At 61.6% G+C, this 13693-nt stretch carries 13 protein-coding genes; 4 read left to right on the top strand and 9 right to left on the bottom strand.

Annotated elements, in window-relative coordinates; translation table 11 throughout:
* Window positions 1-32: 32 nt before the first annotated feature.
* Both msbA and J2T57_RS05280 read left to right on the top strand, forming a co-directional pair.
* Window positions 33-1841, top strand: coding sequence for a lipid A export permease/ATP-binding protein MsbA (gene msbA, locus J2T57_RS05285; protein ID WP_253475343.1), 1809 nt, complete (start codon window positions 33-35; stop codon window positions 1839-1841).
* Window positions 1842-1997: 156 nt separating this feature from the next.
* Entirely contained in the window at window positions 1998-2786 is a 789-nt protein-coding gene (locus J2T57_RS05280) for an FkbM family methyltransferase (RefSeq protein ID WP_253475341.1), read from the top strand.
* Here J2T57_RS05280 and J2T57_RS05275 read toward each other — a convergent pair.
* The 3 genes from J2T57_RS05275 to J2T57_RS05265 are packed head-to-tail and all read right to left on the bottom strand — an operon-like array spanning window position 2755 to window position 5390.
* Window positions 2755-3819 carry a glycosyltransferase family 4 protein gene (locus J2T57_RS05275; RefSeq protein WP_253475339.1) on the bottom strand — a complete coding sequence of 355 codons (1065 nt, stop codon included), beginning with the start codon at window positions 3817-3819 and terminating at the stop codon, window positions 2755-2757. The two genes, J2T57_RS05280 and J2T57_RS05275, sit on opposite strands and share 32 nt — an antisense overlap.
* Window positions 3819-4568: a sulfotransferase family 2 domain-containing protein gene (locus J2T57_RS05270; protein WP_253475337.1), complete on the bottom strand. Its 750-nt coding sequence runs from the start codon at window positions 4566-4568 to the stop codon at window positions 3819-3821. The genes J2T57_RS05275 and J2T57_RS05270 overlap by 1 nt, the downstream gene beginning before the upstream one ends.
* 18 nt (window positions 4569-4586) lie before the next feature.
* On the bottom strand, window positions 4587-5390 hold the full coding sequence (locus J2T57_RS05265) for a sulfotransferase family protein (RefSeq protein ID WP_253475335.1): 804 nt from the start codon (window positions 5388-5390) through the stop codon (window positions 4587-4589).
* Between the two features lie 240 nt (window positions 5391-5630).
* Here J2T57_RS05265 and J2T57_RS05260 point away from each other — a divergent pair, with 240 nt between their 5' ends.
* Window positions 5631-6401, top strand: coding sequence for a sulfotransferase family protein (locus tag J2T57_RS05260; protein ID WP_253475333.1), 771 nt, complete (start codon window positions 5631-5633; stop codon window positions 6399-6401).
* Here J2T57_RS05260 and J2T57_RS05255 read toward each other — a convergent pair.
* The 6 genes from J2T57_RS05255 to J2T57_RS05230 form a co-directional block, all read right to left on the bottom strand.
* Complete coding sequence (locus J2T57_RS05255; RefSeq protein ID WP_366519074.1) at window positions 6362-7477, bottom strand: glycosyltransferase; 1116 nt, start codon at window positions 7475-7477, stop codon at window positions 6362-6364. The genes J2T57_RS05260 and J2T57_RS05255 overlap by 40 nt on opposite strands.
* Before the next feature lie 202 nt (window positions 7478-7679).
* The gene (locus J2T57_RS05250; protein ID WP_253475330.1) at window positions 7680-8441 is read right to left on the bottom strand and encodes an AAA family ATPase; all 762 of its coding nucleotides are present in this window, start codon (window positions 8439-8441) and stop codon (window positions 7680-7682) included.
* Window positions 8442-8444: 3 nt separating this feature from the next.
* Window positions 8445-9470 carry an aminoglycoside phosphotransferase/kinase family protein gene (locus J2T57_RS05245; protein WP_253475327.1) on the bottom strand — a complete coding sequence of 342 codons (1026 nt, stop codon included), beginning with the start codon at window positions 9468-9470 and terminating at the stop codon, window positions 8445-8447.
* Window positions 9467-10591 carry a glycosyltransferase gene (locus J2T57_RS05240; RefSeq protein WP_253475324.1) on the bottom strand — a complete coding sequence of 375 codons (1125 nt, stop codon included), beginning with the start codon at window positions 10589-10591 and terminating at the stop codon, window positions 9467-9469. Before J2T57_RS05240 ends, J2T57_RS05245 begins: the two co-directional genes overlap by 4 nt.
* A 6-nt stretch (window positions 10592-10597) precedes the next feature.
* The gene (locus tag J2T57_RS05235) at window positions 10598-11968 is read right to left on the bottom strand and encodes an O-antigen ligase family protein (protein WP_253475321.1); all 1371 of its coding nucleotides are present in this window, start codon (window positions 11966-11968) and stop codon (window positions 10598-10600) included.
* The gene (locus J2T57_RS05230) at window positions 11965-12705 is read right to left on the bottom strand and encodes a sulfotransferase family 2 domain-containing protein (RefSeq protein WP_253475318.1); all 741 of its coding nucleotides are present in this window, start codon (window positions 12703-12705) and stop codon (window positions 11965-11967) included. The genes J2T57_RS05235 and J2T57_RS05230 overlap by 4 nt, the downstream gene beginning before the upstream one ends.
* A 94-nt stretch (window positions 12706-12799) precedes the next feature.
* Here J2T57_RS05230 and J2T57_RS05225 point away from each other — a divergent pair, with 94 nt between their 5' ends.
* A complete protein-coding gene (locus tag J2T57_RS05225; protein WP_253475315.1) occupies window positions 12800-13672 on the top strand; it encodes a sulfotransferase in 873 nt (290 codons plus the stop codon).
* Window positions 13673-13693: the final 21 nt, after the last annotated feature.

The following is a 13693-nucleotide window of genomic DNA, read 5'->3' as shown; positions in this document are numbered from 1 at the left end:
GCCGGAGACCCCGATGTTATGATCGGCGGCTTATGAGTAGACCCCTCCCGGCAATCAAGCAGGTCAAGCAGGAAATCCGGAACGCCTCCGGAAGACCGATTGTGGCCTCCGAGTCATTTGAGATTTACAAGCGAATTCTTCGCTACGTGATTCCGTATTGGCGGCTCGGGATCTTGGCGATCATTGCCATGTTGCTCGCCGCGGCTGGCCAGGCTGCCTTCGCCTGGATTGTACAGCCATTGGTGGACGGCACGTTTATTGATCAGGATCCGGGTGCGAGAACATGGGTGCCACTTGCGCTGGTGGGGATCTTTCTTTTTCACGGCCTGACCATGTTCAGCTCTGACTACACCATGGCGTGGATCGGTCGGAATGTGGTCGCCGATATGCGGCAGGCTGTATTCGAGAAGTACCTGGTTCTACCAACAGCCTATTTCGACAAGGGCGCTCTGGGCTTTCTCAAAGCCAAGCTCACATACAATGTGAATCAGGTTGCGGATGCCGCCTCCAAGTCCGTGGTCATACTCATACGTGACACCTTCACGATCATCTTTCTCGTTGGTTACATGATCTACCTTGCCGGATGGTTGGCATTGGTATTCTTGGTGCTGTCGCCGCTATTGGGCGTCATAATTCTTTGGGCAAACAAACGTTTTCGAAAGATCGCTCGCAGATTGCTGAGCACAGTGGGGGGGATTGGACAGGTCGCCGAAGACACACTTCGCGGCCACACGGAAGTCAAAGTGTTCGGAGCGACGGATCAGGAAGCGGCCCGCTTCCGCAAGATCAACGACAACCACAAGAGACAGCAGTTGCGCTATGTGATGGTCAAGTCCATGACCGAGCCAATGGTGCAATTCGTTGCGGTGGTCAGCCTGGCGATCGTTCTCTATCTGGCCACCATGGAGGCGGTCATGTCCACGATTACGCCTGGCGGCATTCTGTCATTCATTACGGCGACTGCGCTCATGATGGCGCCGCTGAAGCGTGTGGTGAAGGTCAATTCCGAAATACAGAAAGCGTTGGCTGCTGGAGAAAGCCTCTTCGAAATGCTGGATCTGGAGCCGGAGCCGGATTTCGGGACCATTCCGCTGGAAAGGGCGGAAGGTCATGTGATTTTTGACTCGGTACGCTTCAAGTATGAAGCGAGCGTGTCGGATGTCTTGCAGGACATCAGTTTCGAGATACGGCCGGGGGAAATCGTGGCCCTGGTGGGGCGCTCGGGGAGTGGAAAATCCACCATTGCAAGCCTGCTCCCCCGATTCTATGAGCCGACAGGCGGGCGTATTCTCCTTGATGGCCGGTCGATTACCGAGTACCCGATGCGGGACTTGCGGCGCCAGATATCCGTCGTCACCCAACAAGTCGTGCTCTTCAATGACACGGTTGCCAACAATATCGCATATGGGATGCCTGAAAACGCGTCGATCGATCAGTTACGCGAGGCTGCCAGATCGGCCAATGCGCTCGACTTCATTGAATCGCTGCCAAACGGGTTCGATACCTATATCGGTGACAACGGGGTGATGCTCTCGGGAGGGCAGCGTCAGCGGCTGGCCATCGCACGTGCCCTCATCAAGGATGCTCCAATTCTGATCCTGGATGAGGCAACGTCCGCCCTAGATACTGAGTCGGAAAAGATGATCCAGGATGCACTCGATCGCTTGATGAAGTCGCGTACAACGCTAGTGATCGCGCACCGCCTGTCCACGATTGAGGAAGCCGATCGCATCGTGGTTATTGAAGCTGGCAAAATCGTCGAAGTAGGCAAGCATGACGAGTTGCTTGCTCGGAACGGTAGCTATGCACAACTTCACAGCCGGCAGTTCGCCGAGGCGTGACCCAAGCTGCTTCGTTTGGACTGTCAGAACCCGCAGGACACTATCTGAACCGTGAAAAAGAGATTACGTAAGCTGGCAAACAGCATTTCCTTGCACATGCCATCGAGGTGGCGTGTGCAATCAATCGGGGATATAAGAGTTCGCCCACCCAGAAATATGGGGCTCGCCTTGGAGGTGCGTCCTGCGATCAGTGAGCTCTGGATGAGAACTCTGCTTCGTTCGCTTCCGTTCGAAATCCGAACCTTTGTCGATGTTGGTGCGAACATTGGGCAGTCTTTGCTGAGCTACAAGTCAGTGTGTCCGGAAGGTCGTTATGTGGGATTCGAGCCGAATCCTTTTTGCGTGGTCTATGTGCATGAACTTGCAAGCGAGAGTGCTATTCGTAATTTTGAGATTGTTCCGGCAGGGCTGTCGGACGAGCCGCGAGTTGCTAGTTTGCACGTCGGCAGGAGGAATCTGACCAACTCCGGTGCGACACTAGAGACGGATCTTAAGGACGTTGCGCGAAAAGTTGCTCATCCCGTTTGCCTCTATCGACTGGACGATATTTCGGATGAGTTCGGGTTCGAGAAGGGCGGGTTGGTCCTCAAGATCGACGCGGAGAGTCACGAATCCAAAGTTTTTCGGGGGGCGTCGTCATTTATCGGCGCATTGCAGCCGCTAATCATTGCTGAAGTGCTCCCTCCGCGCGACTCAAATGATGTCGGCCGCATGGAAAACATAAGTGAAATAAACGCGCTGCTCGAATCCCTGCAATACGAAATCTATAAGATATCAATTACTCCGGATCGTGACTTATCTGTATTGCAGAAGATTGACTACATTCCTGCGGAGCCAGTGAGTAAAGAACTGAAAGAATTCAATCGGGATTACGTTTTTGCGCCAAAAAGCCTGCATTCTGAGCTTCTTAAGATCAAACTCGCGCGATCTGGCGAATCTGGTTGACAAAGTCCCCATGTCCATGGCGGTTCTTAATGGTCTTTGCCGCGTTTTGTCCCAGTGCGCGAGTATAGTCTTTGTCCGATAGCAGGGTGTGCAGCGTATCCCTGAACGCTTCATAAGAAGCGCGCGGGAAAATCAATCCGTCTTTACCATGGCTGATGTATCCGCATGCCCCGACACCATTGGATGCGATCACGGCGCAACCTCTGGCCATGGCTTCCACGACGGAAATCCCCAGCAGTTCCTTCGTTGACGGCAGAACAAAAATGTCCGCTTGCAAGTAGAGTTCCGCCATCTGTTCATGTGGCAGATCTTCCTGTAGCTCAACGCTCCCGCGATGGCCTGCTGCGGCGAGTGTCTCTTTGACCTTTTGATAATAGTCTTGACTGCGCTTGCCGGGTCGGGTGGTGTGGCTGTCGTCGCCTGCACCTGCGACGAGTAGGCGGTAGGGGTGCCCTGATTCCTCAAGCGCCTGCAGGACCCAAAGATGGCGCTTTTTCTCGTTGGCCAGCCTGCCTACCATCAGAACGGTCGGGAGCCCGTCCTTGAAGTACGGTCGTCGCTCTATGTCGTCAGGAACCGGCATGGGAACATGGATCCAATGCCTCCAGAGGCGTGGCACTTCGCCTTTTCCCAGTGTCGTCGTTATGCCGACTCTCGGGTGGCCCTGACGGAATCGCCGGAAGGCCTTGCGCAACTCGCGGTGAAACGGCTTGAAGCCTTTTTTACGCAAGTATGCGCGTTGATCATAGTAGATGGCCTTGGCGCCGAGCCCTTTTGCCGCTTTCACGATTCTGCGATAGCTGTCTTCCTTGCTACGGATGATGACGAGATCGGGTCTGATTTCCCGCGCAATAGCTTCGGCTTCGGACTGGCTGACGGCATTCTCGGGCACGATGCGTGGCTTGACACGCTCAACACGATTGACGGAATCGCCACCGGTTATCACGGTGACGTCGTCCCCCGCAAGACGAAACGCCTCGACCCATTCCGTCAGGTTGGGGTGAAAGCGTCCAACTAGTATCAGCACCCGCATTATTTGCCCTCGAACGAATAATTGAACTCATTGATCTCCCGCAGAAAGAGAGATTCCACGCGATCCTGATCGCCGGTTCCGTAATATGCCTGCCAGGGTTTCGGATAACGCCGCCGCTTCTCTGACGCAGCAAGCTCCACGTTCTCGAGCCCGATCTGCAGCATAGCGTTGCGGAAATCTTCTTTGAGATTTTCGTACCGGCCGATGAAGTCCACCGCGATATCATCATCAATGGTGTACATCGGCCAGTTGTCATGTTTGACGTCGCCGGCTTCTGCCTCGGCCTTCACGCCGTCAAGGAACTCGCTGAAGCTTGGCGGCTCCGCCATCAATCTGGTCTGGTAGAGATAATCAGAGACGGCGCGCTCGTAAGGATTACGAACGAAACAGAACTTGAAGTATTCGTCCCAGGTCTTGCCCAGCGAGGCACGAACTTCCACCGCTGTCGGGTGGGACGATGAGGAAAGCCCCAACTCGCGCTTATGGCGCTTCTTCAGCACCTTGTTCATCGCCGAGCGCCAGTCCCGACGCTTCATCGATGCCGAGAGCAGTTCGGCGATCCCCGCCGGTTTCGCGAGTTCGCGCAGTATCCATCTCTGGAACGGCGAGCTGTCTTTCAGCACCTCGTGCAGGCTGCCCAGCAGCAGATCGTCCGGGCCGAGGTGAGGTGCCAGCGTCACCTTCATTGAACTGCCGGCGACCTTGCGGCAATGAATGAATATGAACCGGTGCCGGTGGCTGATGATCATTTTCTGGCAACCATCAACTCAGAAAGGCTCCGGACTGTAGCCGAACGCCGCGAAATCGTCGCTATAGAGGTTGCGAACGATCTCCGTCTCTTCTGGCCCGTAAAGGTCGCGGAGGCGGGAGTCAGCCCCCGTGGCATGATGCTGACGGCTGAGCAAGGGGGCGCTGCGCTGGTAAAGCATCTGGGTCATCGCGTCCAGGTCTTCCACCAGGTTCTCCATCCTGCCGACAAAGTGCAGGCGCTCAGGGGGAATCGGGCAAATGTGCGTCTGCGGCATCCAATGAATGTCGGCATGCAGCCCGCCATCACGCAGGAACTCGCAGAAACGCAGAAACGAAGGCTTCGGACCGAGTCCAAGGCGCTCCGCCGTCCGGCCCTTGGCGATCTTGTAAAAGTAGGCGGAAGCGAGACGCGTAAACGGGTTGCGCACGAATATGCAGCTCTTGTAGCTCTTCAGTGCTTCGTAGGCCTGCGAACTGCTCAAGTCCGACGGCGACAGGAAGACATGCCGCATCGTTTGTTTGCGCAATAATTGCTTGCGCTCGTCTGCGCTGTAGCGCTCCAGGTCTTCCGTCCCGAGTCCCTTTTCACACAGCCAGAGGGTCGTCAGTAGGGTGGTGTTGGCGCACTTCGGAACACGCACAAAAATGAACTTCCTCTCTGAACTGACGACGATCCTGGAATCGATCGAGGGAAGACTGGCCGTCCGCTGCACTGGATGACGCAGGGAGTAGACGCCCGAGCGCCGATAGAACGGGTGAAGCCCATAGCGCAGGGACTTGAAGCGTTGTGAAGTCGTGGGTTTGAGAGTGCCTTCAGCCATCTGCTCTGTTCGGTCATTGGTCTGGGCCTGGCGTGATGCCTAGCTGGTCTCGAGATGCCGCATGGTACCCTAGCAACTGGAATCCGTCAGTGGTCACCAATATCAGGATGGAAGTGTTCGATTTGTACCGACATCATGCTGAAAGTGGCCTATGTGCACGACTTACGCGCATCGGCTTGAGGGTCAGCCGGGATTCGAGCACGCTTTGACAACTTTTCGATACTAAAGAATCGACTGGCCATGCACCTGCGCAGAACCATCAGCGAACACCTCAACCCTCTGCTCTCAACCCTCGACGGCCGCGTTGCCCGTCACCGCGTTGATCCGCGGATTCTGGTGTCCGAACCCCAGGGCTTCGTCTTTTACCGCATCCCCAAGGCCGGTCACTCCACGGTGGGGAATACCCTGTTGCACTATGACCCATCCGTGACCGATGCGCAGCGTAGCGAGCTCAGCGCCGCCGGGGACAAGATCGGGGTCTATCTGAGGCCGCGGGAGATTGGCATCCGCCGCTCCCGTATTGCCTGGCGGAAGTACTTTCTGTTCACTTTCGTGCGCAACCCTTTCCATCGAACGCTTTCGGCGTATCTGGACAAAGTGGTCCGCGACCGGCCGCCGGCGGCGAAGAACCTCGGCAATTCGCCGACGCGGGATGACGGTTCGGTGATAGGGTTTTCCGAGTTTCTCGACCAGCTTGAGCAGGGCGCGCTCTACACCGGGCCGCACTGGGCGCCGCAGGTGAGCCTACTGCCGAAGGACCGGTCACGGCTGAATTTTATCGGCCGCCTTGAACGTATCGACGCCGATTTGCCGCGCCTGGTCAATGAACTGTTCGGCGTGGAAGCGAACGCCGAGGTCAAGAGCTGGGACCCGCACCGCACGGATTCCTCCGCCAAGTTGGCGAAGTATTACGATGACAATGCCATCGACCGCGTACGCCATCTGTTCCGGGAAGACTTCGAAGCGTTCGGCTACTCGACTGATCCGGATAAACCGTTACCCGCTGCCTGAACACCGCTGGATTTGATACCCATCACCTGCAGGTACTGCAGGGCAACCTTGTCACTGCGAAAGCGGTCGAGGCCGCGGGCCAGGGTTTCCTGTGTGGGCGGGTTGTCCAGCGTGTCGAGCATCGCCTGCGCCAAAGCATCCGCATCGCCCACGGTCACCAGCGGCCCGATTCGCCCGGCCTGCAGGATCTCCATCGGGCCGGACGGGCAGTCCGTGGCGACCGCCGGCAGGCCCGCGGCCAGCGCCTCAATCAGCACATTGGCCAGTCCCTCGTAGCGGGATGACAGCGCGAACAGCGACCCCCTTGCCAGGTAGGGGATGGGGTCGCTGACGTAGCCGGGCAGGTCCACATCGTCGCCGACACCGGCTTCTCGTGCGCAGGTGATCAATTCGTCGTGCAAGGGCCCGTCGCCGAGGATGATGAGGCGGGCTTCACGCTGCTGGCGCACCTTGGCAAAGGCGCGAATGAGCATGGGGAAGTCCTTTTGCGGCGTGAGCCGCCCGACGCCGATGATGACCGGGGGGCCGTCGCCCTGCAGCCAGGGGTGATCCACCGGGTGAGTTTTGCGCTCTGCGATGGAGGGCGTCACCGTGGGGTTGTAGATCACCTGCACCTTTTCGGGCGGGATGCCGAAGTTCTCGATCAGATCGTCCCGCACGCCGCCGGAGACGGCAATCAGTCGATCCGCGTAACCGTAAAGCCATCGGGCGCTTCGCCGCTTCATGGGGCGACGGAGGGTGAAACTGAGCGTGTTGGTGATTTTCACGAAGATCGGCACGTCGGTGCGGCTGAGTATGCGGGACAGGATGGCGACCTTGGCGGAGTGATCCTTGGCGGTAAGCAGGGCGGCAGGCCGCTCATGCTTCAGGAACCGGGTGAGCTTCATCACGCTGTCGAGCTTGCCGCCGCTGCCGAGGTCGACAATCTCCACTTCCTTGGGCAGTTCATCGGGATAGGGCACGACTCCACCCCGGGTGAGGATGAGTTGCGGCTGCACCCCAAGCGCCAGGAACTCGTGGCAGAGAATCATGATCTTGCGCTCGATGCCCCCCCAGGCCTTGAACGGGGCAAGTATGGCGAGGCGGGGTCGGGTCAAGGTGGAGGTCTCCGGTGTGTGATGGGCCGCAATTGGTATGGTACGCAGTTGGATGTGGTTGCGGCTATGTTCGTGCGCTGCCGCGGTGCGTTACGCGCTGCGCGCTAACACACCCTACCGAAGGCATTGCCCGCCGTAGGGTGTGTTAGGCCGAAGGCCGTAACGCACCACAACCAATCCCTCAAAGATGCCGACCGCCCAACACGCCCGCCAACCCCTCCGCAAGCCGACGCGTGGCCTCATCCTGCCCCAGCGTCGCATCGATCTTGATGACCGGGATGTCGCGGTCGCCGCAGACTGCGGCCGCCAGCTCGCAAATCTCCAGCGACGGTTCCACCATGGCCTCGAAACGGGTCACGGCCGGATTGCGCTGTCGCAGGCGCTCGGTAATGACATCCGCCGGCGCGGTGATGAACACAACCGCTGCCGGCGCAGGCATCAGCCGGAAATACTCGCGAACCACGTCCGCATCGGCACCCTGCCCAAGGCTCACACCGCGCTGGCCCAGCCCCTCGTCAAAGGGGATCACCTCGTCGCCTTCGAGCCGGTCGGCGGCATGGGCCGCCGCCGCGCCGCTCATGTAGCTCTGCAGCCGCTCCAGCGCCAGCGCGGGTGTGTCTGCTGCTTCATGACCGCGCTGCAAGGCCAGTTCGAGGAACGCGGGCCAGGGGGCCTCGGCAGCGCGCAGGGCGCGGAACTCATGGCGGATCAGCTCTTTTTCCAGCTTCGGGCGCATCCAGCGCTGCAAGCCTTTTACCTCGTACAGCCAGGCTTCCAGGCTGCGGCGGGGGCCGGAGATTCCGTGGCGCCGCTGGTAGGCCCACAAGGCAAGCAAGCGTGGTGAGGCCATGGAAAGCCCTTGCCCGGCTAGCGGCTTAGCCAGCCCTCTCAGCAGGGTGGTTTTGCCCACACCGGGCGGCCCGATCAACTCGATGCGACGCATGCCTTACCCCAGTCCGCAGTCTTCCCGCACTTTCTCGCAGGCACTGATGAATTTGTCACGTCGTTTCGCGGAATCTGCCTCGCTGAATTGCGGGCGAAAGGCGTGGGCGATAGGCATGGCGAGCAGGGCGGCCACCCGGTGCGAGGGATGCCACTCACGCCCGGCTGCAGCCCAGAGTTCAGTCAGCGGTCCGTCGTAGGCACCGTCAAGATAGGCCCGGCGCAAGTGGCCGTTCACCGCCGCCGTACCGCGCAGCAGGGACAGTGCATCGTAGAAGAATGGCATCGACTGCGCGCGCTCCAGGTCGATGAGGAGGAGGTTGCCATCGGCCCGCGCGAACACGTTGCCATTGTGGCAGTCGCCGTGGGCACGCAGCATCGGGCAGTTGCCCAGCGTCGCGTCGATGCCCGCACGGTGGGCTTCCAGCGCCCGCTGCAGCCAGGCGGGGAGATTCCAGCGGGCGAGTTCATCCATCGCGTGGGACAGGTCGAACACGCCATCGCAATACTCCGCATGGCGGGTGCAGGCGGCCAGCAGCTGACGGTACACCGGCTCCCAGTGGTGCTCGTCGGCATCACGGATGGGCACGCCGTCGGCGAAACTCTCGCGGACGGCGTGTGCGCCTTCCGCGCTAACCGTCGCCTGTTCGATGTGTGGGCAGGGGAATGACTGCGACAGCCAGGCGGCGTTGTCCACGAGGCGACGGGCGCGTTCGGCGCTGGTGCCCACCCGCAGCATCCAGCGGCGATCGCGGTCCATGAGCAGTGTCCACTCGCCCCGGGGGATCAGCAAATCGCAGCTTGATTGCTCGCCGCCCCGTAGCCGCAGCATTCGATAGCCGGCGTGAGAACCGCCCAGGCTGCGCAGCAGTTGCTGCTGGTAATCGTCCGGAGCACCCCCAGGTGCTGCGGGCAACAGCGCCACGTCGTCGTAGAGCCGCCAGTCGCCGGCCATGAGATCGCCTTCCAGCCACTGCAACTGCCCGCGCAGGCTGCGCTGCGCCTTCCAGCGACGCAGCAGGCGGATCACCGGCGGGGCCCCGCTGGCTGGTCCAGCCCGAAGAAATCGAGATAGGCCTGGGCGGCGGTCTCGGCCCGGAACGGCTTCACGGCCTCCTTGTGGTCGAACTGGGGTACTTCGCCGCGCAGGGTTTGATCGATGCCATCGGCCAAGGCGTCCGGGTCGCGCATGGGCACGAGGATGCCATAGCGCCCGCCGGCCAGAATCTCCCGCGGGCCGCTGGGGCAGTCGGTGGAGACAATGGGGGTGCCGATGCCGAGGGCCTCCATCACCGCGTTCACCAGTCCTTCCCACCGGGAGGACAGGGCAAACACGTCGGCCCGCGCCATCCAGGCGTAGGGGTTGGAAACAAAGCCTGGCAGATCCATGTGCTCTGCAACGCCGAGTTCCCCCGCCAGCGCCTCGAGCTGTTCCTGGTCGCGCCCCTTGCCGACAATGATCAGCCGGGCCTCCCGCCGTTGGCGCAGCTTCGCGAAGGCACGGATGAGTGTGGCGTAGTCCTTTTGCGGCACCAGCCTGCCGGCGGAGAGTATGACGGGGCAGGTCTTGTCCGTGAGCCAGGGGTGATCCACCGGCTCCTTGGCGCGGTTCAGCGTGACCTGTGCCACCGAGCCGCTGTAGATGCGTTCCACGGTCACGCCCTTGAGGCCGACGGTGTTGAGCAGGTCGTCACGTACGCCGTCCGAGACCGCGATCACCCCATCGGAGCGAGGGTAAAGCCGCCGTATTTCCTTGAATTTCTGCTCCCGGCGCCTTGGCTCCTCGGCGAGCTTTTCCGATTCGCCGAAGGTGTTGGGGACGCTGAGAAAGCGTTTCACTCCGGTGTCCGGCAGAAAGCCGGTCTGCGCCAGGATCACGTTGCTGATGTGATTCACCGAGAGGATGACACGGGGCTGCTCGCGGCGCAGGTAGCGCCACAGCGCCAGGGTGGTGGTGAACTTGCCACGGGTGCCCAGGTGCACGCAGCGCACCGAGTCGGGCATTTCGTCCGGGTAGAACATCTCGCCGTCGCGGAAGGTGACGAGTTCAATGCGCCAGCCCTGCTGCGTCCAGACATGGATCTGGTTCATCAGGCGGCGATAGGTGCCGCCCCAGGGTCGAAACATGCCGAAAATCGCGATATCCACCATGGCGGTTCAGCGAGCCTCGCGCCGGGGCTTCAGCCGGCGCAGGAAGAGGGCGGCGCACATGGGCGCGAGGAACGGCGCATAGATGTGCACCGACTGGAAGCGGGTCAACTGGTGCGTGCCCAGCATCCAGACCAGCAGCAGCGCAGTGAAGCTAATGCCAGTGAGCGCCAGCATGTGCACCCGGCGATCCCCCGTGTCCGGCCGGCCCAGTCGGCGCAGGGCCTCGATCACCAGCAAGGCGAGGAACGCCATTATCAGCAACCAGCCCGTCAGGCCAAGTCGGGAGAGGGCCTCCACGTGGGCGTCATGGAAGTGGCCGGAGCGCCCTTCCAGCACGGGGGGCAGCGGCCGCTCCTGCATCAGGTAGTAGGGGTCCGCCGGGCCATGGCCCACCAGCGGCCGCTCCATCCACAGTGTGATGGCGAACACCTTGTAGGCCATGCGTGCGCCGACGTTGGCGTCGTCCATTTCGAAGGCGTCGTCCAGGCTTTCCATGGTCAGGATCTGCTGGATGGCCTCCGCCCGGTCTGTGGCTCGCCGCTCAAGTTCGCCCCAGACCTGGGTGAGGGCAAGGCCCAGCACGATGGCCGCGCAGGCGAGCGCGATCAGCGTCCCCTTGCGCAGCAAGTGGTCCCGATAATGCCAGGCGGCCACTACGCCCAGCGCCAGCAGTGCCACCATCAGCGCCAGCCAGGTGGTGCGCGTCTTGGTGACGAATTCCGCCAGCAGCAGCGCGATCACCAGCACCGCCCAAAGCGCCACGCGCAGCCCGGTGAGCCCCTTCATCAGCGTGCCGCCCTTGTCCGGCCAGCGCCCGATGATCAGCGGCATGAAGGCCAGCAACGCAACCAGCCCCGCAGCCATGATGAAGCCGGACCGGCTGTGCCCGAGCCCGAAGATGAAGCGCCGTCGGCCGGTGAGGGCGTCCTGAAATTCGCCCCAGGACCAGGCCGGCAACACCTCGAACAGCAGCAGGCCGGCGGCCACCGCAATCAATGCGCCGATGGCGTGGCGCACCCAGTTGCCGGTGGCCAGCAGGGCAAGACCGAGTATGACAATGGGCAGGGCGATGGCCCGCACCCAGCTACTGGTGCCGTCCAGGTGCTCGGAGGCGAGTTCCGGCTGGCCGATCAGCGCAGCCCAGAGCCCGCGTGCCAGCACGTAGATCACGTAGGCCCCACCCAGCCAGAGGATCGGCGCGCGCAGTATCGCGTCGCGATAGCGCAGCGCGAACACCACCGCCACAATCAGCATGACAAGCTGGGAGAGTTGGCCGATGGCGATGCTGCGGGGCGCGAAGAACGCAAACAGGTAAATCGACGCGATGGCGACGTACGCCAGCTTGCCCTCGTCGCTGCGGTGGTCCGGTGCGTTCAAGCGAGTTCCCCGTACTGGTAACCAAGCGTTTCGATCTCCCGCCGGCAGACCCGCGCAATGCGCTCCCGATCCGCGTCGCTCAGGAGTTCGGTGTAAGGCTGTCGCCTGGGCCGGAACCCGCCCTTGGCCCGCTTTTCGGGCAGTTTGAACGAAGCCTCGACGCCCAGGTGCTGGCGGACTTCCTCGAGTTCGGCCGACAGGTTCTCGTAGCGCAGGATGCGGTCCACGGCGACGGTGTCGCTGATTGCGTAGTGGCCCCAGTTGCTGAGCCAGTGCGGTTTGTGGGTCTCGAGCCAGACCAGGTAGTCACTGATGCCGGGGAATTCACTGTCCCGGGGCTTTTCTTCCCAGCGCTGCTTCTGCCAGAAGTAGCGGGACAGGGCACGGTCCCAGGGGTCGCGCTCGATGGTGAAGGTGAAGTAGTCACGCCAGCACTGGTGGCCCACGATGGTGCGGATCTCGGCGGCGGTTGTGTGGTAGCCATACTCGGCCCGTTGCCCGCGCAACAAAAGGCGCTTCCACTCCTTTAAGCCGCGATGGGCGAGCAGCGGCTTGTGATGGTTGGCAGGGCCGAACCCACTCTCCTGCTGCCGCAATGCCTCTTCGCCCCTGTCCTCGCTCAAGCGCGTCACGCAGTCACCCGGCCCGCAGGCGCGGGACAGCGCAATCTCGGCGCTGCTGCCGGCGGTCTTGCGCGTCTTCACGAAAATGAAGCGATGGCTGTGACAGATAATCATTGCGCGCGAGTCTCGGCAGCGGCGGTCATGGTGTCAAGCGTCTGGCCGTGCCTTCGCTTACTGTTATTGATGAAAATGCGGTAACTTGCCCGCCATGAGCGCCCGCCCGCCCGTCATTATTATCGGCATGCATCGTGCCGGCACCAGCATGCTCACCCGCACCATGCAGGGCTTCGGCTTTTTCATGGGGCGGGGCACCACCCGTAACGAGGAATGCCGCTGGACCAACGCCATCAACGAGTGGCTGTTCCGCCAGGCGAGCGCCACCTGGGAGCGGCCGCTGGGCTTCGATGCGCTGCTCACGGATGCAACGGTGCGACGGGCGGTCACGGATTATGTCGCCGGTATCACCCGCGGCCCGGCAAGTATTGGTTATCTTGGCCTCAAGCGCTGGCTGCGGCACCGCTCCATGCATGAGCTTTCTGAGCCCTGGGGCTGGAAGGACCCGCGCAACAGCTTCACCCTGCCCATCTGGCTGGACGTATTTCCCGATTCCCGGGTGCTGCACATCCTGCGCCACGGTGTGGACGTGGCCCAAAGCCTGCGCGTTCGCCGGGAGCAGGCGGTGTCCGCGTCCATCGGCCGCTTCCAGGCAGCCCGGGCGCGCTACCTGAACAACCCCTTCGCGCCCAAGCGCAGCGGCTTCGCCCATTCGCCCCGGGTCGGTGAACTGCAGGGTGGGCTGGACCTGTGGTCGGAGTACACCGGACGGGCATCGGAGCATGTGCGCGCCCTGGGCCCCGAGCGGGCGATGGAACTGCGCTACGAGACCCTGCTGGAGTCGCCGGAGGAGCATCTGCGACGGGTTCTGGACTTCTGCGGGCTGGATGTCTCTGACGACGCATTGGCGGAGGAGGCGGCGCGCTACCGGCCTGACCGGGCCTATGCGTATCGTGGTGATTCGGGCCTGCGGGATTTCGCCGCCGGCGTCGCGCCGGCCCTTGAGGCCCACGGCTATGGTCCCTGAGCCCGGATACGCCGACCGCTC

Origin of the sequence: Natronocella acetinitrilica (assembly GCF_024170285.1) — a bacterium.
Classification (GTDB): Bacteria; Pseudomonadota; Gammaproteobacteria; order Nitrococcales; family Aquisalimonadaceae; genus Natronocella; species Natronocella acetinitrilica.
This window is presented reverse-complemented; position numbering and strand designations above follow the sequence as displayed.

What these genes read in the sequence shown, in the direction of transcription:
- msbA (WP_253475343.1), top strand. Translation starts at nt 33, where the DNA reads ATGAGTAGACCCCTCCCGGCAATCAAGCAGGTCAAGCAGGAAATCCGG.
- J2T57_RS05280 (WP_253475341.1), top strand. Translation starts at nt 1,998, where the DNA reads ATGGGGCTCGCCTTGGAGGTGCGTCCTGCGATCAGTGAGCTCTGGATG.
- J2T57_RS05275 (WP_253475339.1), bottom strand. Translation starts at nt 3,819, where the DNA reads ATGCGGGTGCTGATACTAGTTGGACGCTTTCACCCCAACCTGACGGAA.
- J2T57_RS05270 (WP_253475337.1), bottom strand. Translation starts at nt 4,568, where the DNA reads ATGATCATCAGCCACCGGCACCGGTTCATATTCATTCATTGCCGCAAG.
- J2T57_RS05265 (WP_253475335.1), bottom strand. Translation starts at nt 5,390, where the DNA reads ATGGCTGAAGGCACTCTCAAACCCACGACTTCACAACGCTTCAAGTCC.
- J2T57_RS05260 (WP_253475333.1), top strand. Translation starts at nt 5,631, where the DNA reads ATGCACCTGCGCAGAACCATCAGCGAACACCTCAACCCTCTGCTCTCA.
- J2T57_RS05250 (WP_253475330.1), bottom strand. Translation starts at nt 8,441, where the DNA reads ATGCGTCGCATCGAGTTGATCGGGCCGCCCGGTGTGGGCAAAACCACC.
- J2T57_RS05240 (WP_253475324.1), bottom strand. Translation starts at nt 10,591, where the DNA reads ATGGTGGATATCGCGATTTTCGGCATGTTTCGACCCTGGGGCGGCACC.
- J2T57_RS05230 (WP_253475318.1), bottom strand. Translation starts at nt 12,705, where the DNA reads ATGATTATCTGTCACAGCCATCGCTTCATTTTCGTGAAGACGCGCAAG.
- J2T57_RS05225 (WP_253475315.1), top strand. Translation starts at nt 12,800, where the DNA reads ATGAGCGCCCGCCCGCCCGTCATTATTATCGGCATGCATCGTGCCGGC.